The sequence below is a fragment of the Paenibacillus sp. EB106-04-04-XG159 genome (assembly GCF_058791835.1).
Window position 1 is genome coordinate 232,189 of sequence record NZ_JBYTDY010000006.1, and the last position, 26,152, is coordinate 258,340.

33 protein-coding genes and 1 pseudogene are annotated in these 26,152 nt (G+C 40.0%); 5 read left to right on the forward strand and 29 right to left on the reverse strand.

The genetic code is table 11. The features are described from left to right. Positions 1-5: 5 nt before the first annotated feature. The 29 genes and pseudogenes from AC3WTP_RS10020 to AC3WTP_RS10160 form a co-directional block, all read right to left on the reverse strand. The gene (locus tag AC3WTP_RS10020) at positions 6-734 is read right to left on the reverse strand and encodes a hypothetical protein (RefSeq protein ID WP_492394451.1); all 729 of its coding nucleotides are present in this window, start codon (positions 732-734) and stop codon (positions 6-8) included. Positions 735-939: 205 nt separating this feature from the next. Further along, a complete protein-coding gene (locus tag AC3WTP_RS10025) occupies positions 940-1,443 on the reverse strand; it encodes a hypothetical protein (RefSeq protein ID WP_492394452.1) in 504 nt (167 codons plus the stop codon). A gap of 229 nt (positions 1,444-1,672) precedes the next feature. After that, positions 1,673-1,765: a competence inhibitor ComI gene (gene comI / locus AC3WTP_RS10030; RefSeq protein WP_492394453.1), complete on the reverse strand. Its 93-nt coding sequence runs from the start codon at positions 1,763-1,765 to the stop codon at positions 1,673-1,675. Between the two features lie 203 nt (positions 1,766-1,968). Next, the gene (locus AC3WTP_RS10035) at positions 1,969-2,493 is read right to left on the reverse strand and encodes a phosphotransferase-like protein (protein ID WP_492394454.1); all 525 of its coding nucleotides are present in this window, start codon (positions 2,491-2,493) and stop codon (positions 1,969-1,971) included. Positions 2,494-2,643: 150 nt separating this feature from the next. After that, positions 2,644-3,489, reverse strand: coding sequence for a class I SAM-dependent methyltransferase (locus AC3WTP_RS10040; RefSeq protein ID WP_492394455.1), 846 nt, complete (start codon positions 3,487-3,489; stop codon positions 2,644-2,646). Positions 3,490-3,543: 54 nt separating this feature from the next. Further along, the gene (locus tag AC3WTP_RS10045) at positions 3,544-3,927 is read right to left on the reverse strand and encodes a hypothetical protein (RefSeq protein ID WP_492394456.1); all 384 of its coding nucleotides are present in this window, start codon (positions 3,925-3,927) and stop codon (positions 3,544-3,546) included. A gap of 62 nt (positions 3,928-3,989) precedes the next feature. Next, positions 3,990-4,448 carry a VOC family protein gene (locus tag AC3WTP_RS10050; protein WP_492394457.1) on the reverse strand — a complete coding sequence of 153 codons (459 nt, stop codon included), beginning with the start codon at positions 4,446-4,448 and terminating at the stop codon, positions 3,990-3,992. Between the two features lie 179 nt (positions 4,449-4,627). After that, positions 4,628-5,110 carry a GyrI-like domain-containing protein gene (locus AC3WTP_RS10055; RefSeq protein ID WP_492394458.1) on the reverse strand — a complete coding sequence of 161 codons (483 nt, stop codon included), beginning with the start codon at positions 5,108-5,110 and terminating at the stop codon, positions 4,628-4,630. Between the two features lie 46 nt (positions 5,111-5,156). Beyond that, entirely contained in the window at positions 5,157-6,212 is a 1,056-nt protein-coding gene (locus AC3WTP_RS10060; protein ID WP_492394459.1) for a hypothetical protein, read from the reverse strand. Positions 6,213-6,235: 23 nt separating this feature from the next. Further along, the gene (locus AC3WTP_RS10065; protein ID WP_492394460.1) at positions 6,236-6,589 is read right to left on the reverse strand and encodes a VOC family protein; all 354 of its coding nucleotides are present in this window, start codon (positions 6,587-6,589) and stop codon (positions 6,236-6,238) included. Between the two features lie 56 nt (positions 6,590-6,645). Then, on the reverse strand, positions 6,646-7,023 hold the full coding sequence (locus AC3WTP_RS10070; RefSeq protein ID WP_492394461.1) for a VOC family protein: 378 nt from the start codon (positions 7,021-7,023) through the stop codon (positions 6,646-6,648). A gap of 47 nt (positions 7,024-7,070) precedes the next feature. Beyond that, a complete protein-coding gene (locus AC3WTP_RS10075) occupies positions 7,071-7,445 on the reverse strand; it encodes a VOC family protein (RefSeq protein ID WP_492394462.1) in 375 nt (124 codons plus the stop codon). Between the two features lie 75 nt (positions 7,446-7,520). Next, positions 7,521-7,937, reverse strand: coding sequence for a VOC family protein (locus tag AC3WTP_RS10080; RefSeq protein WP_492394463.1), 417 nt, complete (start codon positions 7,935-7,937; stop codon positions 7,521-7,523). Between the two features lie 154 nt (positions 7,938-8,091). Then, positions 8,092-8,636 (reverse strand): annotated as a pseudogene (locus AC3WTP_RS10085) (GrpB family protein). 298 nt (positions 8,637-8,934) lie between these two features. After that, the gene (locus tag AC3WTP_RS10090) at positions 8,935-9,456 is read right to left on the reverse strand and encodes a GIY-YIG nuclease family protein (RefSeq protein WP_492394464.1); all 522 of its coding nucleotides are present in this window, start codon (positions 9,454-9,456) and stop codon (positions 8,935-8,937) included. A 96-nt stretch (positions 9,457-9,552) separates the two neighbouring features. Then, the gene (locus tag AC3WTP_RS10095) at positions 9,553-10,320 is read right to left on the reverse strand and encodes a class I SAM-dependent methyltransferase (RefSeq protein ID WP_492394465.1); all 768 of its coding nucleotides are present in this window, start codon (positions 10,318-10,320) and stop codon (positions 9,553-9,555) included. A gap of 794 nt (positions 10,321-11,114) precedes the next feature. Continuing rightward, the gene (locus AC3WTP_RS10100) at positions 11,115-11,633 is read right to left on the reverse strand and encodes a cysteine hydrolase family protein (protein ID WP_492394502.1); all 519 of its coding nucleotides are present in this window, start codon (positions 11,631-11,633) and stop codon (positions 11,115-11,117) included. 160 nt (positions 11,634-11,793) lie between these two features. After that, positions 11,794-12,267, reverse strand: a complete 474-nt coding sequence (locus AC3WTP_RS10105; protein WP_492394466.1) for a GNAT family N-acetyltransferase — start codon at positions 12,265-12,267, stop codon at positions 11,794-11,796. Between the two features lie 96 nt (positions 12,268-12,363). Then, positions 12,364-13,548, reverse strand: coding sequence for an IS256 family transposase (locus AC3WTP_RS10110; protein WP_492394467.1), 1,185 nt, complete (start codon positions 13,546-13,548; stop codon positions 12,364-12,366). A 125-nt stretch (positions 13,549-13,673) separates the two neighbouring features. Further along, complete coding sequence (locus AC3WTP_RS10115) at positions 13,674-14,216, reverse strand: hypothetical protein (RefSeq protein ID WP_492394468.1); 543 nt, start codon at positions 14,214-14,216, stop codon at positions 13,674-13,676. Positions 14,217-14,225: 9 nt separating this feature from the next. After that, positions 14,226-14,621 (reverse strand): hypothetical protein, encoded by a 396-nt coding sequence (locus AC3WTP_RS10120; protein ID WP_492394469.1) that lies wholly within the window; start codon positions 14,619-14,621, stop codon positions 14,226-14,228. A 134-nt stretch (positions 14,622-14,755) separates the two neighbouring features. Then, on the reverse strand, positions 14,756-15,211 hold the full coding sequence (locus AC3WTP_RS10125; protein ID WP_492394470.1) for an NUDIX hydrolase: 456 nt from the start codon (positions 15,209-15,211) through the stop codon (positions 14,756-14,758). 25 nt (positions 15,212-15,236) lie between these two features. Further along, on the reverse strand, positions 15,237-15,686 hold the full coding sequence (locus tag AC3WTP_RS10130) for a VOC family protein (RefSeq protein ID WP_492394471.1): 450 nt from the start codon (positions 15,684-15,686) through the stop codon (positions 15,237-15,239). A 262-nt stretch (positions 15,687-15,948) separates the two neighbouring features. Further along, on the reverse strand, positions 15,949-16,044 hold the full coding sequence (gene comI / locus AC3WTP_RS10135; protein ID WP_021255831.1) for a competence inhibitor ComI: 96 nt from the start codon (positions 16,042-16,044) through the stop codon (positions 15,949-15,951). Positions 16,045-16,274: 230 nt separating this feature from the next. Continuing rightward, positions 16,275-16,514 (reverse strand): hypothetical protein, encoded by a 240-nt coding sequence (locus AC3WTP_RS10140; RefSeq protein ID WP_492394503.1) that lies wholly within the window; start codon positions 16,512-16,514, stop codon positions 16,275-16,277. A 62-nt stretch (positions 16,515-16,576) separates the two neighbouring features. After that, the gene (locus tag AC3WTP_RS10145) at positions 16,577-17,146 is read right to left on the reverse strand and encodes a hypothetical protein (protein ID WP_492394472.1); all 570 of its coding nucleotides are present in this window, start codon (positions 17,144-17,146) and stop codon (positions 16,577-16,579) included. Positions 17,147-17,224: 78 nt separating this feature from the next. Continuing rightward, a complete protein-coding gene (locus tag AC3WTP_RS10150; protein WP_492394473.1) occupies positions 17,225-17,632 on the reverse strand; it encodes a hypothetical protein in 408 nt (135 codons plus the stop codon). A 169-nt stretch (positions 17,633-17,801) separates the two neighbouring features. Next, complete coding sequence (locus AC3WTP_RS10155; RefSeq protein WP_492394474.1) at positions 17,802-18,188, reverse strand: hypothetical protein; 387 nt, start codon at positions 18,186-18,188, stop codon at positions 17,802-17,804. 19 nt (positions 18,189-18,207) lie between these two features. Further along, positions 18,208-18,753, reverse strand: a complete 546-nt coding sequence (locus tag AC3WTP_RS10160; RefSeq protein ID WP_492394475.1) for a GrpB family protein — start codon at positions 18,751-18,753, stop codon at positions 18,208-18,210. Positions 18,754-19,382: 629 nt separating this feature from the next. Here AC3WTP_RS10160 and AC3WTP_RS10165 point away from each other — a divergent pair. From AC3WTP_RS10165 to AC3WTP_RS10185, 5 genes are all read left to right on the forward strand, one after another. Beyond that, positions 19,383-20,732 carry an FAD-dependent oxidoreductase gene (locus AC3WTP_RS10165; RefSeq protein ID WP_492394476.1) on the forward strand — a complete coding sequence of 450 codons (1,350 nt, stop codon included), beginning with the start codon at positions 19,383-19,385 and terminating at the stop codon, positions 20,730-20,732. Between the two features lie 38 nt (positions 20,733-20,770). Then, positions 20,771-22,066: a citrate transporter gene (locus AC3WTP_RS10170; RefSeq protein WP_492394477.1), complete on the forward strand. Its 1,296-nt coding sequence runs from the start codon at positions 20,771-20,773 to the stop codon at positions 22,064-22,066. A 137-nt stretch (positions 22,067-22,203) separates the two neighbouring features. Continuing rightward, positions 22,204-24,348, forward strand: coding sequence for a hydantoinase/oxoprolinase family protein (locus AC3WTP_RS10175; protein ID WP_492394478.1), 2,145 nt, complete (start codon positions 22,204-22,206; stop codon positions 24,346-24,348). Positions 24,349-24,405: 57 nt separating this feature from the next. After that, on the forward strand, positions 24,406-25,083 hold the full coding sequence (locus AC3WTP_RS10180; protein WP_492394479.1) for a hypothetical protein: 678 nt from the start codon (positions 24,406-24,408) through the stop codon (positions 25,081-25,083). 99 nt (positions 25,084-25,182) lie between these two features. Then, positions 25,183-26,043 (forward strand): MurR/RpiR family transcriptional regulator, encoded by an 861-nt coding sequence (locus AC3WTP_RS10185; RefSeq protein ID WP_492394480.1) that lies wholly within the window; start codon positions 25,183-25,185, stop codon positions 26,041-26,043. Positions 26,044-26,152 lie beyond the last annotated feature (109 nt).

The window sequence follows — 26,152 nt, forward strand, 5'->3', positions numbered from 1 at the left end:
TTTTGTTATACGTCGTTAAATTTATTCCCTATTAGATAACCTTCGTCCTCTAATCTATTCATAGCTCCAATTAACATCATATATTCAATATGTGAAGGCTCCTCATTATACATCTCTTCATGTAAGTCGATTATTATTTTAGCAATCTGTATAATAAATGAAACATGCAACGCATATAGCCTTCTAGAAATTTCTTTGTTATAAATAGGTAACATACTTGCTGGAACAGCTTCCCCTATTTGACCCATTAGAAAAAGAGGTTGAAAAGCTTCATTATCCGAAACGTGTGCCACTTTATTTAAATCACCATAGACCTTACTTAAATCCCATTTAACAAATTTCACATTTGGAGTCTTTCCATCCTTACGTTGTCCTTTTACAAACTCTTCTATTGCTGCAATAGTTTCAAGTTGTTGTTTCAATAAATTTGCAGCTTGTGTATACAATGCTTCTGAAATGGCTGTTTCACATAGGTCAATACCTTGAACAAATGAAGCTATTAGATTTAATCTACCAGAAATTGATTCATCCGATTTACCAGGCTTCATATTTTTGTCGAATATTAATGTTCCTATAACAGCTGTTGCAGATAAATGAGCATCCAATAGTAGGCCATAATTCAACTTAGAAATCTCACGGTTTTCTCTTCTTCTTGTCTCTATTAATTCCAACAATAAAATAGCATTCCCCATTTTATTATTCATGTTTTTAAAGTCTTCACTCATTTCATTCATCTTCGAATCTCCTAATAGTTTATTAACGTATAACGGTTATATATCTACGAAACTTAAGTCCTATGGAAGCGTCAGCAATAGGGCCCGAAGGACTTAAACTTGTAGGGTTGCTTGCTGATTCTGCTTCCTGGCTCACCGCTTCTTGCGGATCAAGGGTCGAAAGGCCAGCAGCGTTGATACGGTGTTATGCGAAGGACATTTCTTCTCAGAATTCACTAAAAAACAAATCTTTAATATAACCCCCTATAAAACCTGCAATGATAGCAGTAAGAGCTATCTTAGCAATTTCCCACCAAAAATTTCTATGTTTAAACTTTATTTCTCTAGATAGTCTTTCAATATGTATATCAATAATCTTCTGGGATTCATTTTTGAAAAACTCAAATCGTAAAGCATTAAAGTCGAACCCTGTATATTTTTGTGCTTCATCGGAAATTAGTTTGCCCTGACTTTCAATCAACCCATTCAAATATTGTTTTAAATCATCCACTTCAGATTCCGCTAAAATTTTGAACTTACTAATGTCATCAATGGTGAGTACTATTTGTTTATTTAATTCAATAAATCCAGATGAAACGATTTCCTCAGAAGCGAAAGAAGAGGAAAGTACATTTCTATTATTCAACTCATGTATACTTTTCCCGATTGCTTCTTTTATACGATATCCAAATAAGATATCTGTACCATTAAGTAATTTATCAACCCTCATGAAATACTCTCCTAATTAAGTCTTAAAAGTCTTTAGTAGAAGGTTCTTAGTATTCGCGAGCCCGAGAAATCTAATGTTTTGATACATATTTTCTTATATGGTATTATATATGTAATAAAGACCAAGTGCAGCGAACACTTGGTCAATACAATTGGCTTGGATGGTTATTCCCTTCTTAGTCAGTTAAGAACGAAAACCCACCTTCGGCTGGTAACCTTGGGGTGGGTTTTTACTTTCTCTTGTTGTTATCAATGTAAGTTAAAAGTGCAAGTACAAACGATCCAAATAAGAACATGATCGTTAATGCATCTTTTACTTCCATGGCTTCACCTCCTCCAAAGTTTCCGAAGGAAACTTGCTTCGAAAGCATTTGCTTGAAGGGAAACCATGCCCACCCAAGATTCAATTGTAGTTATATTTTACCTTTATTTTCATATACGCACAAGCGTTCCTATATTATCTTTTCATAGGTTTTGTAGCCAATCTCAATTGTGGTCTTCTCACATCATAGGACTGAATTTAAAGTCATTTCACGATTTTCTTAAAATAGGTCTTAAGTATTATCTCGGCACATTCTTTTGGTGTATTCAAACTGGTATTGACAGAACAACTATAGTGAATGTTTTCTGCCATTATTTCATTTTGCCAATCTGACTGATCTTCTGTTCTGTCACCACGCTCTATATTGCGTTTGCGACATATATCTAAAGGACAATACACCTCAACTATTTCCAATGGATATCCCTTAAAAATATCTTTGACATTATCATAATGTGGCGTTAATTCAGGTCTTTCAACAAGTATCCCATCAATCAAGATATTCTTTCCGCTATCTGAAAATAATCTTGCCGTATGATACATCATAACAACTACTTCACTTAAATACTTCCAGTAGTCTTCTTGCAGATATTTATCCCCTATCATTTGTTCAAAAAGATCATTGGCAACGACATAAAAAAATGGTTCAGAATAAGATTGTATGGCATCTACTATGGAGGTTTTACCTGAGCTTGTTACTCCATTCAAAAAAATAATCTTTCCCTTATCCAATATTCTCATCTTCCTTTGTATAGGTCTATTCCTTAATCGGTACATATACATCTACTTTTCCTGGCCATTCTGGATCTTCTAATTGATATACTTCTAGAGCAATAGCCCTTGAATTGTTTTCAGATCCATTGTTTTTAAGGTAAGTATGTATCACTTCTTTCTAGCAACTACAGTCAATACTTCTGTGTCTTCCTCATATTCTCTTCCTGTGACATCTGAATAATATTCGACATCTTCAAAGCCAATACTGCTTAGTATTGAGGAAATTTCATCAATTGTGTATGTCTTGTCCCAAATATTATATATTTGCATGTCTTCAGCATCTTCTAACACGATTGTTTGTTGTAAATGTACTCTTTCCTCTAAGTACCAGTAATTTGTGTCTAAACACAAATGGGGCGTCGGTCTCCAAAATCCACTATTGTATGAACACCATGTTCTTGTATCGACATGATTCCTATATTTATGAGGTGTAAACACATCAAATACAAACGTCCCTCCTGCGTTTAAATTCTTGTATATTTTATGTAGTAATGTATCCCGCTCATATTCGTTCAAAACTCCAAAATCACAGTAAATAAGCAAAACAACATCAAAAAAATCCGTAAAATTACAGGTCAAATAATCATCATTCACATAATTCACGTCTAAATCCAGCTCAGCGGCTTGATCTTTAGCATATTCGATCGATCTACTTGAAAAATCAACTCCTATTACATTATTAAAACCTTTCTTAGCCAACCGATTCGTATATAGTCCGGGCCCACAACCTAAATCAAGTATTTTTTGTTCCAAATTGTTGCCACAAATATAATCCTTGATCCATTCCACAGAAGCATTAATTGTAGCTGGCCTCCTACTTGCCGCATCTATATTAGGATCTAAGTGAGCTATAAGCATTTGTTGTGATAAATACTCATCAACCCACATCTGTGAACTGCTTTTCTCAAATAATTCTGGTCTTTTTGTTTTCTCAATAATTTTTAGGATATTCATGTAAGACATCCTTTCACAGTGTTGTTCGCTAAGTCTGCTTCCCGTTTACACTTCTTACAAACCCAGCTCATTATTTATATAATCCTTTACCTTGCTCAAATACTGAGTCTGTAATTTAACGCCTTCTGAATCAACAAGTAAATATACAGGGAAATAATCAATATCAAGTGTGTTCAGTTTTCCCTTCAATTCTTCGCTATAATTATGACCTTCTGCTTCAAAAAAGTTTTTAGTAATTCTTTGATCAGAATTTATGAATTCGTTTAACTCGTCCATTTCAATCTGCGCTGATTCCCGCTCTGAATAAAACAAATGAATTTTATATTTACTTTCTTGTGGCTTCAATTCTTTAAGAAAGTCTTCTTTGCTATTTTGACTGCAACCATTCAGAAATAAGACTGAGATACAAATTAAAATGATTGGAATCCATTTTTTCATAATTGTCTCCTTTACATAGCAAGAAACCGCCCTTTTAAGTGAGCGGTTCTATTTGAGTAATATTATTGCGCTGCTTCTCGCATTGCACCGAGAACAATATTATATTTATCTGGATCTTGAATATAGACGTTCTTAAAATCCCAAATTCCGTGTGAGCCTTTCACCGGTTCATGTGGAATAAATCCACCCCTGCTCCGAATTTCTTCAACAATTCCGTCTATATCATCCCAACCTACATGAATAAATGTATCCCAACCAAAGTCTGGCCCCTCCCAATCAGTCGGATAGTCGGACCGTTTCTTTGAAGGGGAATTTGGTCTAACATCTTCAGGAGACATCGCTTGTTGAAGAATAACAATCATTCCATCTCGTTCTGCATGGCCCCAGTCATCTACTTTGCATCCAAGAACATCACGGTAATATACCTGCGATTTCTTTAAATCTGAAACTAGTCGAACTTGAATTGTGGTTCCAATTCTCACCTGATGTTCAGTACAATTTCCTGATAATTGATTATTCATTCAACATTCTCCTCTCGGAAATTAAAGGTTGAGATTATATGTAATGAACTCTTTTTGTTTCTATTATTTGTTCGATATGGTGATAGGAATGATTGATATCGTGATTTAGTGCATCTCTTACCGTCGCTCTTCCATCTTGATGAACTAAGGTACGATCCAATGAGTCGGGGATGATCTCACTATATCTTCTTTACTGGACAATAAATCATAACTTCATTCTTCTCGTTATCATCTTTGATGATTGTTTTCTCATCGTATCTCTCGAAGTAATAAGCTAGATCATCATAGGTATACCCGTTTTCGTTCATCCAATGTGAAGTATAATCATAGGCTGTTCCTGTCTGACTGGCTGGACCAACATAGTGTGTTAATGTATACGTTTGGGGTAATAAGTGAATGTGTACCATCCCATGCGGTAAACTGGAGATCGGCTCTACTTCATAGCAGCAATAGAAATCTACAAGTCCTGTGTTTCCTTTATAGTTCGGTGGGGTAATTCCATAAGTGACATTCGGGTTTTTAAGGTTAAGAATTTCGTCTTTTCTTCTCGTCAGTTCAACAAATGCATGATTAACACTCTCTCCAAGATTCGAAAAATGCGCTGTTGCTCTAATACCAACATAGGTCATGATGTTTTTAGTTTCTACGATTTCTACCTTCATTGACATCACCTCATAAATAACCTTCTGGAGGTTTCACTGAATAATCTCAACCGATAGTTGTTAATTCAATATACATTCTTTTTATAATTTCATATGCTTGGTCCTCTAAGAGCATCAATTCTTTAATCGACTCTATGCTTTCATTCCTATCTGGATCTGGGATCAATTCACGCGGCTGCTCGTATGGGTATTTTTGTACTAAGGCTTTATAGATCGCGGCAATTTTGTTGTAAATTACAACAGCCACATCTATAAGTGATGAAAGTCGTCCGTCTACTAAATCTTTTATCTCACTAAGGAAGGTAAGTGCGTGGTTTCTAGCATCTGCGATCGGTTCTAATGTGAGACTGAAACGGTATTTATCTACTTTGTTTTGTTCTAAAGCACTTATCCATTCTACGTAGGCTTGCCTACCTACGAAATACTTATCATTGTTCCAATGAATAACTCCTTGATCATTTAAATCAATCACAAACTTTAGTGCATCTTTAAGCGCTGACAAATGATTTGCATTAGGGATAGGTGTAGCCCAATGTAATGATATTAGTCCTTTTGTTTTCTCTTCATGGTTAAACATTTCCCTATTTCTCTTGCAATACGCACATGGACACAGAGACTGGCCTAGTTTGTCCCATGGGATTACATCATCTGCATTTTCATGCCCATTTCCACCATGCCATGAATGCGTGTAGTAACCTACAGAGTCATATCCATATATGATTGACGTTTGGTTCTCGATATCGATGTTCTTAGCAAATACAGGATACCCCTTGTCAATGGCTTCTCTTGCATGAATCCACAGTTTTTCCTGCAGGTCTTTAAACATTCCATTCTCTGCATAGGTATGTACTCCTTCGATATTCAAACCGAAGTTGCGAGCTAGTTTAAACAATTGGGGTTCTGGCGGTCCTGCATTTGGTTTTTTGAAATCTTTATCATGTACAATCAAAAAAGCCATTCCCGTCATCCCATATATCCATGATGAGGATACAGGTATCTTATAATAATCTACAACTGATTTAAGAGCTCCAATCTGGGATGCTTCAATACCACTAAAATAATAATTAGTTATTTCTACTTTGTTTCTAGTGATTGGTTCCATCTGAACTCCTCCACCATTTTAATTTACATGCATATCATAATTACGTTCCCATCAGGGTCCTTAATATTAAACCAGTGTCCGTTTTCAATACCCGTCACCAATTCTACATTCATTGATTTCATGTATTCATAGGATTCTTCAATATGATCTGTAGACAACTGAACAGCAGGGACTTTAAATACATTCTCTGGAGAATATATCTTGCTGTCTAATACTATGTCCGCTCCCCCCTGCATTGGAAGCACGTAAATATGTCCAAAGAAAACTTCTCCATCAGTCGGCAAACCAAGTAAATTACAATACCAATCCCTTGCATTCTCAATATTACTTACGGGAATAAAGACACCTTTAATTTGATTTTTAATTGGGTTCGTCATTTGTCTTGGTCTCCATTCTTATTTAATCTAAACTTAAAATACTTTCAATTACTCAATTATCTAGGCTCTTCATGTACTACAATCATATTTCCAGTTGGATCAAAGAATCGGAAAAACTTTCGTCCTTCTTCATCGAGAGTTGGTGATCCATCCCCTTCATAATCTGTTCCTGACTCTATTACCGAATTAATTATATGATCGATGTTCTCCACTTCTATTCCTATTGTTGGGAATGGATGTCCATCCACCGTGAAAGTGCTTGAAGTTCGATCCTCTGTCTTCCATAGGTTGATATTTGGGCCTTCACTTAATTCAATTATTGCAAACTCTCCAAAATTGGCCACAAGAGTGCCACCTAAGAACGTAACATACCAATCAATCGAATCCTCCAAGTTGTTCGCTGGCACTTGAACATGACTAATAAATTTTCTCATCGAAAGTCCCTCCTAAAGGTACAAACACCCTTTCACTGGTTTCCTTTCTATCCACCAAATGCAATCCGATATCCATCAGGATCTTGAATTGTAAATTCACTGAAAAAGTCATTTAGATCAGGACCTCTGACAATTTCTATCCCCTTTTCAGTAAATTCCTCTAACAACTCTCGTACATTACAATAACAGAATGCATCAAAATACAATCCGCCTTTAACCGTTGAAGATGGTCTGACATCATCTGGATTAGAAGCAGGATGTAAGATAAAGACAACAGAATCTCGTGTCATATGTACATGTTGAACCGTAGGTCCACCAACAAGTTCATAATGAAAACCAAGGTGTTTATAGTAGTCAATTGACTTTTGTAAATCTCTTACCAGCAATACCATTGTCGGTCCCGACAAATTACTGCAAGACATATACATCACCTCTCCTTTTTAAAATTCAATACTGCTCTGGATTCATATAACGTTGTTGTATGTCTGCGATTTTATTTATTCATAGTACCAATCATGTGCTTTGGTATATCCGCTCCAAGCAACTAACTTGTTATTATTTAAATCCCAGAATTCAAATGTCCATCCGCATCCTTCTCCACCTTCTATATCTCCAACTTTCACCCCTGATTCTTTTAAATTTCTATGTAACTGGTAAATATCAGAAACCCTCAAACATGCACGAACACGGTAATTTTCCTTTTCTTGAACATACCAGTAACTATTTACGTCATCATAATCTGGTCTAAATAAGCATATCCTCAATCCCACGGGCGATATCAAGTCAGCAATTCCCTTTATAGGAGGTACGACTTCAAAACCCAGAAGTTTACTATACCATTCAGCAGATTGTTGAATATCTTTTACTGGTATTTCAAGTGTCATATCCTTTACAATCACGCTGTTAGTATTCATTCATATCTTCCTTTCTTAATGATTTGTGTGATTACTTGCTTATCTTTATTCAAATTCCAATGAAAATATTTATAAACATATGGCAGTTATTGATCCTCCACAAATTATCTGCCCCAAGAGCAAAGCCGCAGCGTAGATACATTGTTATCAATTATTATTCTGACTCTAATACACTTTTCACAAAATCAGTTTTTGCCTCTGTATAGGCTTCTCTATCATCTTTGTTCTCGTTAGCTAATTTCCTTTTAAGTTCAGCATATTGTCTTGCTAACGATGGACGTTCACGAAGTTTATTTCGAAATAATAATTATTTTCCCACCGATCCCCATCCTCCAACATAAGATGAAGATGACATTCTCTTTTATCATCTTTAACTTTGACAAAAAATCTTCTCCATCCCTTTCCATCCAATTCTGGCGGAACATAATTCCAATTATGAACGCTTAATTTATCTACGATCTTATCCAAATCATCAAACGAATTAATCTTTGCCATCATATCAATAATTGGTTTTGCGGGTAGATTAGGAATAGACGTGCTGCCAATATGCTCGACCTCACTAATTCCGAAGGGAGAAAGAAGTTCTCTCAAAGTATTCACTTCGTGAGCACCTTTCTCTAACCATGAAGAATCAGGCATCTTTATCTCAACCGGTTCTGTAGCCCAAACAGGCCAGTTATTAGTATTGTTCTCCTTCATGAATAACTCTCCTCAACTTTAATTGCTACTCTTTCAAATAACGTTTTTGTTTTTACGAACCCAAGTGGCTTAAAGGAGCGTGGGCAACTGGGGAAACCATGCCCACCCAAGATTCAACTGCAGTTATATTTTACCTTTATTTACATCTACGCACAAGTGTTCTTATATTAACTTTGAATTTGTAATTTTAAAACAGTTTTCCCTAATTCAGCTATCTTGCTAACCACTTCTCGCAAACCAAGGGCAAAGCCCGTAGCGTAGTTAGGATGTTGCTTCTTCACTGATCATCTATCAAATATCATCTTCTTAACTCTTTTAATATTCTTCTAAATCCAATATTTATTTCGTTGTTATTGTCTTTCAAATTAAGAGGTGGATTAATTTCATTTATTAGTACTTTCTCAATCTCATTAGGAGTATCAGACACACTATAATGTAATAGAAGATTTTTCTTCATCCACATTGATAATCTTTCTTCGTCTGTTTTAGTGAATTTGTATTTCGAAGGCTTTTCTTCTTCTCTAAGTTTGGTAAATTGAAATAGTGACCCTAAACTCTTTCTTAATGTAGATCCACGTGCGTTTCCATTAAAATGGTTACGATAATCTCTAGCTCGGAGACTCCTATTAGAAATGCCTACATAAATTATTGGTCTTTCATTTATGTAATTATATTCAAGTCCTCTCATTGCCTCAGGTAAATCATCTAAGCTATTTACAGTTATCATATATAGACCTTTACTGTTAGGTAATTGCTTGGAATCACTGCTACCTGGATCAAATATATTAGTTTTAAAGGCTTCTAATACATCTTGAGTCATATTTGTTTCTCCTTTCTTAAATAGTTTTAAGCGCTTTCCGATAACGTTCCTGCATTCTCGAACCATCCTCACCTTAAGGTGAGCAATGAGAACAAATCATTTTCTTGCTAAATACAAATCGATCGTATCATAAACATATAACACATCATCAAAACGTAAAATCGCTTCCTTAATCTCATTTTCAAGTAACACTCTTGTGCTTGATGGCATTGTTCTATGATCTGAATATGTATTTAATAAGGCAATATAGTCAGACGAAGAAAATATTCTTGTTAAATGATATAATTTGAACACAACATCTCTAAATCCATATGCCTGAATTGTTTTCTTTCGACATTCATATTTTTCAGTATCATGCTCCACAATTTTGGTACTGGAAGGTCTATATTTTTGATAAATGCTTTGAATATTCTGATGTAACTCATCATTTTCTCGTGATACAAATGGACGGTTCCATAATAATGCTAGTGTGCCATTCGCTCTTAATAACTTGGAGACTTTAGGATAACCAATCTCATCTGGAATCCAATGAAATGCAGTAGCTGAATAAATTAAATCAATGCTGCCATCTGGACATTCAAATTCTTCAAATGCAGTATTGCATACTGAGAAATTTTTATATTCTAGAAACTTTAATTTTGAATATTCTGCAAGGTCTTTTCCTAATTCAATAGCAGTTAAGTCACAGCCTGTTTCCAAAAAAGGTCTTGTTGCCTGACCTGTTCCAATGCCTATTTCAATTGCTTTTTTGCCTTGCTCAATTTGAGAATACTCTATAATATCTTTGAATAATTCATCACAATAAGTCGGTCTCCATTTATCGTAATTCTCCACATCCTCATTAAATGTTAATCGTTTATCCATAATCATCTTCATCCTTTCGATAAGAGTGGTTATAGCGTGTCCACAATTACTTTCGTGTGAGGTAGATAATTTACAGTAATGATTTGATCCTCAAAAGAATCGAGCGGTACTAGAGAATTATAGAATTCTCCATCCATATAAGCATAATACGGGTAACCCCATGACTTACCTGACAAATCAACAGTTGTACTATTTGTTAAATAACCTGTCATCTCGGCATAGTTACCTGTAAGCACAACAGGTAGGTCTAACCAAGTCGGAACTGCAACGTAGAAACAGAAGACAGGTAGGCCAATAAATAAAACTAAAGTGAAAATATAAGATAATCCAATTCCGAGAACATGTTTCATTTGGCCGAATAACGTCCGCTTGACAACCTTTTTGGTTCTCTTTCTTCGTTTTTTTATTTTTCGAGTTTTCCAAGTTTCCCATACAATTTTGTAGAGGAAAATCCAGAGAATAAAACTTCCGAGTGAGGAGAATAACAATAAACTAAACCAATACACGAACACTTAATTTCCAACCTTTCTAAGGTGTAAGTTTAACCACCAGTATCCATCTTACTTCTTCGAATTTCCGTCAACTATCTTTCACAATCTATTTATAATACTGGCAGAACATTAATTGATTCTCATCACAATCTCTAAAAGTGAAACCTGAGTGGTCGATTATCACAATACCACTTACTTGCTGCCTCTAAGTCTTTAACGTAATACATAGCACCTGAAATTTGTGTACTAATCAAAGAGCTCATCTGGATCTTCTCCCTTTTATGGTTTTGTGGAATAGACATCTTATAAAAATACAGCTTCACTATGCTTAACTTCAGCAAACCATCTTAACAAATTATTATGATGATCAATGATTTGCGATGCTGTAAGATTACTAGAATCCCAAGTACTATGTGCATCACTAACAAGTTGAACCTTATATCCCATACTAAATGCTCTGCGACAAGTCGTATCTACACAGATTTCAGATTGAATTCCAGTAACTATTAATTCATTAATGGATCTTGTCTCGAGTTCTTGTTGAAGCCTTGTTTTATGGAATGAATCCGGGGTATTCTTCTGAATTATTACATCATGAGTACATGGTGCGATATTAGGGTCAATCTCCCAACCAGGTGTTCCAGTTTCTAATGGCTGCCCTGCTCTTTCATTATGCTGTATATAGATAATCGGAATATCTACCGACCGAGCTCTACGTATTAAGTGACTGATCTTCTTAAGTAATATCTCTCCCTGATAGACAGGATCTGCTTCGTCAAACATACCAAGTTGAACGTCAATTATTAGTAACCCCTTCTTCATTTCCATATTGCTTCTCCTCCAAATAAAGTCTCATTAGGTTATAAAAATATCACGTCACTTTCAATTAACGTCTTCGTATCTACGAATCCGAAAGACTTAAGACGCTCCGCGCCGGGTCCGACGGACTTAGCCTCGCTGGGTTGTTCGATTCCTTCTAGAGCTAATGCAAGTGCTTTTCATAAAAGACAATCGACATCTTATCGTTAATTGTTTTAGTAGTTCCAACTCTCTTATAACCTAACTTTTCATAGAGGTAACAGTTACCCTGCTCTTGTAGAATTGTATCTAGTTCCCACATTCTCGCGTCATCATGCATCTCCTCAATCTTAGCAAATACTTGCTGAGCAATTCCTCTTCCTTGGTATTCAGGTAAAATAAATATAGGACTAACACGATAAATATAGTTTTCTTTCCTTACAATTCTAATTGCACCAACAGTAATATCTGAATATCTAATGATGTAATAGTCTGCAAATGGTTGGTTCATTCTAGTTATTATTCGTTCAACTGACTCGTTTGCTGGACTTGTTTCATAGTCCTGATATATCTCTAATAAAGGCATGAACGCTTTGATCTGCATTTCATGAATTATGGATGCTTCATCTAAACCTGATTTGATTAAAGATATCTCCATATCGTAGATCCTCCAGATCTTATTGTTTCCAAGCAATTGGTAGCGTCAAGAATTTTGTGTAAATGGAGATTCCCTTGTCTTGTAGGTGCAGCTGTTTTAGTCCTTGGTTGTGAACATAGCCTGCAGTTCAGCACGTGCTAGATCAAAGCCAATGTGGCAACGTGTAGCGAAGCGCTGGTTATAGTCCTCAAACTGAGCCACTAGGAATTTTTCTAGGGCTTCTTCGTGTGGGAATTGTTCTTTACGCTTGGTGTATTTCTTAATCTGCTTGTTGAAAGGCTCAATAAGATTCGTCGAGTAGATGCTTCTCCAGATTGACTTTGGGAAGCTGTAGAACGTGAAAATATATGGGTTCTCACGTAAGGATTTAACGACTTTAGGATAGGTAGTTTTCCACTTATCGCAGAAGTCCTCAAGAGCAGCCTTACCTGCTTGCTCGTCTTCCGCACGGTACACAGATTTAAAGTCGTTACAGATTTCAGATCGATCGAATACACGCACTTTATGAGCGATGCTACGCGCGACATGGACACAGCAAGACTGGTATTTTGCTTGCGGATAGACTTGCTCAATAGCTGATACGATGCCCTTCAAACCATCGGAGATGAAGAGCAGAATTTCTTCAGTGCCGCGAGCTCTAACATCCTGTAGCAGTTCATTCCATATGAAAGCAGACTCTGTAGGAGCAATGGTGTATGCCAACACTTCTTTGGATCCATCCTCACGAATACCAACAGCAAGATAGACTGCTTCCTTGGAGACAGTTTCACGTTTCACGGCAATATATGTGGCATCGATGTACACACAAACATAGCGCTTAGCCAGCGCACGTTTAGCGAAGGCGTCGACGTGTTCCACCATCGTTTTTGTCATGTTGGACACGGTTTGCGGAGTGTAGTGATGACCATACATTTTCTCGATAAGATCAGCGATTTCCGTCATCGTAACGCCCTTCTGAAACATATGAATGACGAAGGATTCTAGCGTGTCGTTGGATCGTTTGTAAGGTGCAACGGTTTGCTGCTTAAACTCTCCGTTGCGATCTCTAGGAATGCTAAGCTTAAGGTCTCCGTATTCGGTGTGTAACGTGCGTGTGTAGCCACCGTTTCTAGAGTTTCCAGAGTTCACTCCGATACGGTCATACTTTTCGTAATCTAAAAAGGCAGTTAATTCTGTTTCAAGCAGACGATTCATAGCTGATTCTAGGTGCTCGCGGAATACCTCGGTCACATCCTGTTTCGTGACTAGAGCTTGGACCAAATCTGTAGTAAAATGATTCATGGGGAAGACCTCTTTCTGTGAATTGTGTTGTGGTGACTTAATTCTACAAGAAAGGGTCTTCCTTTGTTATGTTAACTATTTACACAAAATATTTTACGCTCTCAAGCAATTGCGTATAACGTTAATTACCATGAACGTACATACAAATTATTTATTTCAACTAGTTCATTATATTTATCGTCCTGATAATACATCGGGAAACTCAAATCATAATTTCCACTAATAATGACTTTTTCATTATCAAAAATATAATCACAAAAATGTATCTCCTGAGTTGATAGTTTCACAAAGAAATCTAGTCCATTTTCATTATCCACAATAAGAAACTTAACTTTTTGACTTTGAACCATGTTATAAATTTCAATTTCATGTTCATTCAAACGATCTTTTTGGTGTTTATTTAATTTGCGTAATGGTTCTCTTAAATTTATTGTGCATTTGTGATCAACCGTAAACAAGGATCTAAACAAATGAATGAACTTGATTTCATGCTCCCGATGATATTGATATGGTTTTATGATTTCTTTAGCCTCAACTTCTGAAAGACAGTAATCGAACACATCTAATATCCCTGAGTATGCAAATCTGAGTTCTAGCGATTCTTCTTGAAGGAATTCTTCAAAATAAGTGACTAATTCATTATTGCTAATTAACTTCATAGTTTGCACCCTCACCTCTTAATCCCAATCCATATAAAAATTGACCTCTAGCTTATCTTGCCCGCAATCAGGACAATCGAGTACATTATTTTGGGGATTATCTAAAGGCTTTGATGGCATTGTCGCTGTGCAGCGCGGACATGCATAACTATTCGTATAAGATTCTGTATCCGACTCAATATGTAGATATACTTTATTCAACAGGTAATGACACTTCTGACAAACATACAGACCATCAAAACATTCAAAAGATGCTTCCTCATTATCAAGAAACTCTTTAATTCGATTTCGACCTACGTCCTCTTTGTACCATTCTAAAATGGAACTCAAATCAACATATCTAAATCCAATTCCTAAAAATACATCCTTATCGTACGTGCAATGACCACAGCTCAATTTACATGCTACTCCCATAAACTCCCCCCTATGTTCTTTCCTGCTTAGAGTAATCTCTCCATTTGAAATACTTCTACAGGTTGTATTGGCCTATCTTTCATTTGCAACGCCCTCGGCGTAGATACGTTTTTAGGTGAAGTAGCTGCTTGTTGCTAGGAATTATCTCGCAAAAGTCTTTGATTTAATTCCCATATCGCCGTTTTATTACTATCCCATTTAAGCATTGCACTAGCTTCTTCATATGTAACCCACATAAATTCCTTATGTTCGTTTGATAAGAATATATCCTGAACTTCTAATTCAACCCCAAAGCAGTATTCTGGAATCACATAAGTATCTGGTCCCCACAAAAAACTACCAACAACATCTACCACTGAATGCATTGAGCGCGAATTTAATTCGATATATTTGTTTATGTTTAATATTCCTGCCTCTTCATAGGCTTCTCGTTTTGCTGATTCTAATATTGATTCTCCCTCTTCTCCTCCTCCGGCAATACCTTGCCAATATCCTTCACTTGATCTTTTGAAGATTGCGAACAAGTATTCATCTGAGTCGTTCTTCTTGATATATGGAAATACTAGTATTTGAAATGGAGCGCGCGCCATATTATAACTCCTTGTTTAGGTGTATTTATATTGATTTATATTGTTTGTTGTATGGTCCAGTTATCTCGAGTACATTTCCATCCGGATCATCAAGCATGAAGCAATAATAGGGTTGAACTATATTTATGTACAAGATTTCTGTTACTTTACCTATGTTCATGGACTTAATGCGTTCATATTCTACCTGAAGATCTGCTACGTTTAAATTCAATATGACATTATTTCCGTAGTTAGTTTTGTGACTATGCTTATATAATAGATACTCATTGTTGAAATGTTCATCAATATTATCGTTGTTTCTAATTAGTTCGAGATCATATTCAGGATTCCATAGTGCTAAGGTATTTCCACAATCAAATTGAGCCCATCTCTTCATATTCATTGATTGAGCTTTAACTCCCAATACTGTTTCATAAAAGGATATTGATTTCTCCATATCTTTTACAATTAAATAAGTACAAGTCAAATGTAGCATGATTTCAACTCCTTCACTAACTAGTTTTCCTTGATGACAGGGATGTCCTCTTTGAAATACTTTCAATATGCGTTAATATGTTTTTCCACAATGTTTTTATGTTCATTTATTTCTTTGATGCATCTTTTCAAATATGGTAATATATATTTAATAAAGACCAAGTGCGCAAACACTTGGTCCATACAATTGGCTTGGATGGTTTATTCCCTTCAAGTCATTCAGGAACCAAACCCACCTCCGGCTTCTAATCTAGGGTGGGTTTTTACTTTCTCTTGTTGTTATGATTAATGTATGTTAAAAGAGCAAGAATGAATGTCCCAAAAAGGAGCATGATCGTTATTGCATCTTTTACTTCCATGGCTTCACCTCCTCCAAAGTTTCCGTAGGAAACTTACTTCGAAAGCATTTGCTTGAAGGGAAACCATGCCCACCCAAGATTCAATTGTAGTTATATTTTACCTTTATTTGCAATTGCGTACAAGTGTTCTTATCAGGGTTTGATTTGTGTTTTAAATGAGGTTTTAAATGCAGCTTGTATCCCTTTGGTGTTCAGTGATGTCAGAGCCTTCTTGAGTCACCAACAACTCATTACTCTGATTTATTATCTTTCTCATTGCCGCGTTTAAAGTTTCCTGTAATTTTGGCCATTACTAATTGGGTTTCCTTATGATCCTTACCTTCTATTGCTTTTAAAAACTTATCACTCGCCTTACCGGACAGAATAGTAACTTGCTTTCCTTTCCAGTAAATAAAGACTTTATTGTCTTTAGTTGTTTTATAACTAAAAACTTCTTCACTGAGTCTATTTCGCTTGTCAATATTACTAATATGATCATCTCCATTCTCAAGCCAGATGTCTGTCCATCCTGATTTTCTAACATTTATTATATTCACTTTAATTTTAATCCTCTAAAAAATTTTTCCGATATCTCATTGGTTATACTAATTGCTTCTATTCTACTACTGGCTGGAGCTGTTATCATTTGATCACTCTCCGAATTCCATCCAATACCGCTATTATCCTTTAATTGATTTTGATCTGAAACTAATATTGTTACCTTAGTGAAATCGTTATTTATCACTAGAGAGCCATATTGATAATTATGAGAACTTTCTGTTGCATTATCCTCTTTTCTATATTTAAAATACGGATAGTTAATAGCACCCCAACCTTCATCTGTAATTAGTATATTTAGTTTTCTCTGATCTAATGGAACAGGTATTTCTTCACCCGCTATGTCGATAGTACCTTCAAATCTTCTTTCCCCGAGGATACTTTTGTATAGCTTTCCTTCAATATTTACATTTACAAGTTTTTCTGACTCTAAAAGCTCAGTTCCTAATCTATATTTTATGCCTTGTGCATTAATATTGACTTCCTTGGGATAAAAATTAATAAAAATAACTATTGCTAAGGTTGTTAAAATTATTGTAATAACAAAGAAAATAAGTTTCTTCATTGTGAACTCCTATTTTTGCAGTTTTCGATAACGTTTGTGTATCTACGAACCCGATGCTGCTGTCATCTTCGAGATCACTTACGCCATTCTGTTTCTTGTTAAAATATTTTTTTCCTGAGTTTGATAATGTTTTAAAAAACTATTGTCTATATGAAGATGATTAATAATTCCCATAGAATCTGTTCCAGGTATCTTAGGTTGGTAGTCCTTGATTACAAAATATAAGTTAAAATAAACATGGTCTTCATCTTCTATTAAATCTAAGCTCTCAAATAATTCATGTACTTCATCATAATTTATGTATTTGAACTCTCGATTTTCCTCAATAATATAAAAAGGGAATTTAATTGTTTCAATTCTTTCAATGTGTTGATGTTCCCGCAATTCGACAGAAATTGATTCAAAATATTTCTGAGCTTTCTCTTCATCTTCGAAAATACCTGAAATCCAACTATTCTTTTGCTTGTTTGCTTCGATGATATACAAGTTAGTATCATTCCTTATCATTAATTTAGTACTTACAGCAATTTCAGATTACGTTAATGTATCTACGAACCTGAGTGGCTTAAGGGAAAGACATTGACTTGGTCCAACGGACTTAGCCTCGCAGGGTTGTTCGCTGATTCCACTTCTCTGATTCGCTAAACTAGCTGTTTTATTCCGTCTTATGATTGATTAGTCTCTTCTTTAAAATCTCTTCGTCTTCGATAGATAATTGCTCTTCCAATATTGGTTTTGTTTCCGTGATTTTTTTAACTTTCAAAGGTCTTGTAATTAGCCATTCTTCTCCTTGGTTCATAGAAGTCTTTGGATGAGGATAAACATCATTAGGTGTGATAGTATCGTCAATCACATATAAATAGCCATTAGCTTTGCCATTATGATATCTGGTTCCACTTTCATCTAAGACAACTAATGAAGGCTTATGCGAGAAAATTCTAGCCAAATCTCTATCCTGAGATATCGTACTGCCTTCTAAGAGTTCGTTTAAAATTAATGGTGAACCGTGGAACCAAGGTTTGTTATAGTCCCAATTCTCCATTGAGCTCCCCACCTTATTTTTACACATCTGACTTTCCAGGTTTCCAACCTATATCCATCGACCAATCGTGAGCTCTTTGCATTATCTCCCATACAATGGGTCCTTTACCTTCCACATACTTATGACGTTCATTACTATATAGTTTCATTAAGCGATGTTTTTCTTCTGCATATTTCAAGCAATCACTTGGTTGATTACGCAGATAATCTCTGAACATTAACGTCATTTGTTCAGAAACACTGCCTGTTCGTCTTACGTGAATATGAGTTCTTCTTCTACCTGGAGTTTCTCGAAAATATTTCTTAGTCCTATCTTGGTTCTCTCTTCTCAATTCGAATCCTAAACTTTCAATCTGCTCCCGATACAATGACTCGTTATCATAATCCGTGACTGAGATCTGAACATCAACAATAGGTTTTGCATCCATTCCTTCAATGGAAGTCGATCCAACATGGTCAATACGATCTGCCACTTCTCCAAGTACACTTCTTAATTTAGTTCCAAGCGTAAGGAACAATGATCTCCATTCCGAGTCATATTCGGCAATTCTCCATTGATCTTCCATGATTACTCCTTCGATTATAAAAATTTAGACTTTGCGTTAGCTTTAACTCTTTATATAGATTAAGTTTTTCAGCAGATTTCAATGTATTGTATTTCAATATATTATCGTAATCGATCTACAAACCCACCCTATTTTATGGTTCTAAAGAGATATAATGTAATCTAATTTACATCTTAGTCAGTGTTCTAAGTATCACCCTAGCGTCTTCCTCAAATCCCGCATGTATAAGAAGTTTAGCAGCAGAGATTCTCTTGTATTATCTGCCAGCCGAGCCGCCCTGAGCCTGCAATATGTAGATGCGTCGGTAAACACACAGGTCAAAGACGCCTTGAGTGCTATTGAATAACAGAGTCAAACGTGTAATTATCTAATTTTCTCCGCAGGACGGCGATCCATCAATCTCATTGTTGATACCCTATCAGGACTTCCGAACATTCGGAAGTCCTCTTTTTTTACGATAATTCCACACACTCCTCCTTTCACATCAATTATCACAATTCAACAAACTATTTTCAACATTTCCGTATTTTTAGAAAATTATTTTCTAAAAGCGTTTACAAAATAATTTTTATTTGTTAGCCTAAATGCAGCAGAGGAATTAATCTTACGAGTAAAGGAGCGAAGAGTACATGAATCAGTATGACGTAGTTGTAATCGGCGGCGGCATCGCCGGTGCTATGGCGGCTATCGCCGCGTCCAAGACCGGGACGAAGACACTTATTATCGAGTCTCATGGTTTTCTTGGCGGCACACTGACCGCTAACGGCGTCGGCCCGATGATGACTTTCCATGCCGGCGAGAAGCAGGTCATTCAGGGCTTCACCGGAGAACTGATCGAGCGGCTGAAGCGGTTGGGCAAATCCCCGGGGCATATTTTCGACACGGTTGGATTTACATATTCTGTTACCCCGTTTGACGCCGAAGCGATGAAGCATGAGCTGGAGCTAATGGTCACGGAAGCAGGCGGTGATATTTTGTACCATACGATGCTGGCAGGCGTTTATACGGAAAATGGCCGCATCACGGGCATACAGGTCTGCAATAAATCCGGGCTCAGCGACATCCATGCTTCCGTCTTCATCGACGCAACGGGTGATGGCGACCTCTCGGCCCTTGCCGGAGTCGAATACACCAAAGGACGCGAATCCGACGGAGCAACGCAGCCGATGACCCTGAAAATGAAAATGTACAACGTCGATATCCCAAGGGTCAAGGAATATATTCACAGTCATCCGGAAGACTTCCCGCTGTATAACGGGGATACCTCCATTATTGAGAAGTCCCCACGTCTTTCGGTCGGCGGCTTTGACAGCCTGTTCAGACTAGCCAAAGAGCGGGGCGAAATCTCCATTCCGCGTGAAAATATTTTGTTCTTTGAGACCAATAACCCAGGCGAGGTCATCCTCAATACAACGCGGATTATCGGTTATGACGCCACCGACGCGCACAGTCTCAGCCAGGCTGAAATAGAAGGCCGCAAGCAGTGCCGTGAGTTGGAGCTGTTTGTCCGCAAATACATACCGGGATTCGAGCATGCGGTTGTCGAGTCCACCGGACCAAGCATCGGTGTTCGCGGCTCGCGCCAAATCAAAGGCATCTATACGCTGACGGCCGAGGATATTTTGCAGCAGCGCCTGTTCGACGATACGATCGCCCATTCTGGTTATCCGATCGACATCCATAGCCCGGACGGCGAGGGCACCAAGCATCAGAAACTGGAATGGGGCGGCGTATATAGCATTCCTTATTCCTGCATGATTACCGCCTCCGTACATAACCTGATCGTCATCGGCCGCTGCATCTCGGCAACTTTTGAAGCACAAGCGGCGATGAGAACCACTCCGACGACCGGAGCCATCGGTCATGGCGGCGGGATTGCCGCTGCACTCGCGGCGCTAGAGGGCAAGAACGTACAAGACATCGACATCAAGAAAGTGCAGACGATTCTCAAAGAGCAAGGGGCATATCTGGAAATTTAGTTCAACTTCTATCACCCATTTGGAGAGGGGAAAATCAAATGACAACTACAATGTGGTTCCAAGCAATCGGTATTCTGCTCGTATTTCTGGTGTTTGTAGGGCTGATGATGACACGCAAGCTGCCGACTATTCTGGCTCTGCCCTGCATGGCGATTCTGTTCGCCATTATCGCAGGGGTACCGTTGCTATCAAGTGATCCAGAGACGGCAACAATCGCCAAGACGATCCTGGCCGGAGGCTCGATGAAACTATCTGGCGCCATCGCCGGACTCATCTTCGGTGCCTGGTTCGGCCAAATTTTGAATAAAGTCGGCATCACTAAATCCATTATTCGCAAGGCGGCCGAGTTGGCCGGTGATAAACCTGTACTTATAGCTATTCTGTTTTTTATTACCGCATCCATTATTTTTTCCGCAGCAGGAGGACTGGGCATGGTCATCCTCGTCGGCACGATCGTCATTCCGATTATGCTGACGGCAGGCATTTCCCAATTCGTCGCTTCTATCGTTGTTCTGTTGTCCGTTGGCGTCGGCGCCCTGTTCAACGTGTCCAACTGGGCTGTATATGTCGATGTGCTCGGTCTTTCCATTGAGGAGATCGCCGACTACACGTTAGTTGTGGCTTCCCCACTGATCGTCATTGCCCTGGCCATGATCGTCTTCTATATCCGGAAAGATGGTAAAGGCCGCAAAGCATGGGCGATGCCAGCAGCAACGCCTGGTGGCGGTGACAAAAAGGTGCCTGCAATTGCCCTGATTAGCCCGCTCGTACCGGTTCTGCTCGTCTTTATCTTCAAAATCGATATCGTTCCGGCCGTTATTGCCGGCGCAATTGTCACGATCCTGCTCACCTGGCCGAAGCGTCCGATCCATATCCTCTCTAGTGCGCTAGTAGAAGGAATTCAAGACGTCGCTGGCGCGATGGGACTCATGATCGGTATCGGCATCCTGCTCAGCTCTGTTATGTCGCCGCAGGTATCGGCGGTCATCTCGCCGCTGATCGAGTCCGTACTGCCGAATACCCCATTGATGTTTATCCTGTTCTTCACGATTCTGTCGCCGCTGGCCATCTACCGCGGACCGCTGAACGTATGGGGCCTTGGCAGCGGCATCGCGGCACTGTTCGTATCCGCAGGTATGACTCCGGTAGCTGCAATGCTTGCCCTGCGCGCTGTCAGCAACGTGCAAGCCGTCTCCGACCCTACGAACTCGCATAACGTATGGGTAGCTGACTTTACGAAATGCGACATTAACGAGATTCTGAAGAAGACACTGCCATGGACAATGGCATCCGTCTTGATCGCCGTCGTCATTGGATCGTTTATGGTATTTTAAGCTTCATGATTTACTTCGTGATCAAAAGTGGACTTTTTGAATTACCTTTATAGATAAAACCGGGCACAAGGACCCTGCAAAGAGCCTACACAGGCTCGAGCAGAAGGTCCTTGACCCGCCAACTGGAGGAGAACATTATGGGGAGAACGAAAGTTAGGGTCGGCATTGACGTCGGCGGTACGTTTACCGATGCGGCACTGATCGACAACGAAACATTCGAAGTCATTGAGAAAATGAAAATCCCAACTACCCACCATGACCCGGACGGCGTGGCCAAAGGGATTGTACAAATACTAAAGCGAATTCTGGACAGCAGAGGTATCCAGCCCGAAGACGTTACCTTCATCGCCCACGGAACAACGCAGGCTACCAACGCCCTGCTCGAAGGAGACGTGGCGCGGATCGGCATCATCGGTATGGGCTCCGGCATCGACGGGCTCAGCGCCCGCTCCGAATCCAATCCGGGCGATATCGAGCTAGCACCGGGCAAGTTCCTGCACACTTTTCATACGTATCTGGATTCCAAGAGCATGACCGATGAGCAGATCAACAGTGCCATCGACGAGTTGGCGGCCCAGGGCGCCGAGGTGATCGTCGCCTCCGAAGCGTACAGCGTGGATGATCCAACCAATGAGCTGCGCGTCGTTGATCTTGCCAACCGCAAGGGCCTATACGCCACGGGCGGACATGAGATCAGCCAACTCTACGGTTTGAAGACACGGACACGAACAGCCGTCATTAACGCCTCCCTCATTCCGAAAATGATGGAGACCGCTAATATGACCGAGAAGTCCGTCAAGGATGCCAACATCCAGTCCCAACTCATGATTATGCGCTGCGATGGTGGTGTCATGAGCATTGACGAGGTACGCAAGCGCCCGATTCTGACGATGCTATCCGGTCTTGCCGCGGGCGTTGCCGGGGCGTTGATGTACGAGAAGATTTCCGACGGTATCTTCTTCGAGGTCGGCGGAACCAGTGTCGACATCTCCGTGATCAAGAACGGCAAGGTAATGATCAAGAATGCCGAGGTCGGCGGCCACCGCACCTACCTGCAATCCTTGGATGTGCGCACGCTCGGCATCGCCGGCGGCAGCATGATCAAGGTAGCAGGTGGAAGAATTACCGATGTCGGACCGCGAAGCGCGCATATCGCCGGTAAAGAGTACGAAGCCTTCACCTCGACAGATAACATTGTCGATCCGAAGGTGAAATTCATCAGCCCCCGCGAGGGCGACCCTGTCGAATACGTCATCTGCGAATGCGCCGGAGGCAAAGAATTCTCGTATACATTATCCGGAGCGGCCAACATTCTGAATTATATTCCCGAGGACGATTATGCCAGAGGAAACAAGGAAGCGGCGCTGAAATCCTGGAAGGCGCTGGCCGATCATGTTGGACTAAGCGTAGAGGAAGCCGCCAGACAGGTTATGAATATCGCCATCGATAAGACGATGAAGACCGTCAACGAGATGATCGAGGACTATGAGCTCGACCGCAGCTTCGTCACGCTGGTTGGCGGTGGTGGCAGCGGTGCGGTGCTCGTCCCGGCAATGGCGGAGCGCGAAGGCTTCAAGTCGCAAATCGCCAACAATGCGCCTTATGTCTCCACGATCGGCGTAGCACTGGCCATGGTCAAAGAACAGCTAGAGCGGACGGTCGTCAATCCGACCGAGGAGGATATCAAGCGCATCCGCGCCGACATCATCGAGCGTATCGTACAGTCTGGCGCTTCCGAGGAAACGGTCGAAGTCAGCATCGAGATCGACAGCCAGAAGAATATTCTCCGCGCCATGGCGACTGGCTCCACCGAGCTGCGCTCCAAGGATCTGACACAGGAAGCAATGTCGGTGGAAGAAATGAGGACCGTTGCTGCCAGCTCTATCGACCAGCCGCTAGAATCGACGACACTCGCCGCGCAGACCGGGCGCTGGAGCCTATTCGTCAGCGAGAATGTGAAGAAATCTTTTTTTGGCCTGTTAAAAAAGAAATCCAGCTCTGTCAGCGTTCTCGACCGCGAAGGCGTCGTCCGCTTCAAGAAGACCAATGTGCACTTTACGAAGCTGAGCAAATCCGCGCCGGAAGCGCTAAGCTCATTTCTGGACGATAACACCATTTATTCCGATGCCAATGCCACGATTCCGAAGGTGTTCCTCTTTTATAAGGAGAAGATGCTGGACTTAACCGGCATGCAGACCAAAGAGCAACTGCTGTCCATCCTTGAAATTGAAACCGAGATGCTCACAGCAGAGGATGAAATGCTGGTTGTGGCTTATCAGTAATAGGATACCTAGTTTCGTTAGAGATTGATTTTACTGAATTAGCAAGGGGGCGTTCGAATGCCGGTTCAAACTCTTTTACCGAACTCGCTGTGCGATCTGTCCGATGAAGTCTTAGGTTGTATGGAGCTGCGCCAAGACCCATTGTTTCATAAAATACCGCCAGAGAAAATTCCGTATTACGTTCATGAGTCGCTTCAGGCCGGACGCTTGGCGGCTACGACTTACAAAGGCCTCGGCATTCGCGACATGTGCAGGGACGCCGGACTTCGTTATGAGATCACGGAGGCTTCTGGCAAATTTCATAACGTCTCCTTCCGCGCACAGATCGATTTCTCCAAGACACCGCCGGAAATTATTCTGTACGCCTCCTCGCTCAAAGGAATGCGGACGGTATGCCAAGAAATCCTAGGCGAAAGGTCCAGCGGCAGCGCAGCGGATCTCGACCTCCTAATCGATATTCATCTGGCTCATGAGTTCTATCACTGGCTGGAGTACCGGGAGCAGATTTTTACGAATGAAAAGTTTGAGCGGATCGATGTTTTTAAGCTAGGGCCATATACGAGAAAATCAAGCGTAGTGCAGTGCTGTGAGATCGCTGCGCATGCCTTCTGCAAAGAGTTGCTGGGACTTCCCTGCCTCCCAAACTTGCTGGACTATGCCTATTTGGTCGGGGAGCAACAGCTTGCGACTGAAGATTTTATGGAGCAGATCAAAACTTGTAAATCATGGATATGACGCACTCTCAATACCTCACCTCAGTATGATATAATGGGAAAAGCTATTGCCAGACACGCCGGGGTAGTCATTTCCAGCGTTAGATCAGGAGGAGGTATCATGTCTTCACAGGTTCCGGCCGTCATCGCCAAGATCGTATCCCAATCGCAGAAATTGACATATGGTGAAAATCAGATCGCCAATTTCGTTATACACAATCCGGATTTTATTACGCGCAACACGATTACGGCCATTGCCAATGAAATCGGCGTATCGGAGACAAGTATCAACCGCTTCTGTAAAAAGGTCGGATTCAAGGGCTTCAACGATTTCAAAATCGCCTTCGCCCAAGACGCCTTCTATCGGGATATGCAAGCCAAAAAGAAAGAAAGACGGGAAATCAATCCGATCGATGCGCTTGCGCTCGATTATAACGAACTGATTGTCAATACATCAGCGCTTGTCACCGAGGAACAGCTCCGCCTAGTGGTGGACATTCTGAAGAAAGCCCGGCGCATCTATATTATCGGCATGTTCGATTCTTATCTGGCCGCTATCGCCTTGAAGAACCGCTTGTCCCTTATCGGCATCATGGCCGAAGCGATCAATGACAGCCGCGCCATGAAAATCGCCGCCGCACAGTGCAGCAAAGAGGACGCGGTTGTGGCATTCTCCCGCTCCGGCTCGACGAAGGAAATCGTGGAGACGGTAGCGATCGCACAGGTTCACCAGGTCAAGACGATTGCGATCACCTGTTACGATTCGTCACCCATTACGGAGAATGCGGACGTGAACATCATCGTGCCGGATAAGATATCGGTCAATAACAGCGCGCTGATGTCCAACCACATCACATTCCTGTTCGTCGTCGATTTGATCATGAGCATCTTCATTTCATCGGACAAGGCTTACCTGAAGAAGAAGCTTGACAGTGAGGCCGTTCTGGCTAGCGATCAGGCGATGACCAACTATTATTTATGAAAATAACAAAGTTCCTAAAGCGTTCTTTCCATCATGGAAGGGACGCTTTTTTCATGGCCATACTTGCGGGCTAAATTATGGCTTCTTACCGCTCACTTCTACTCATCCG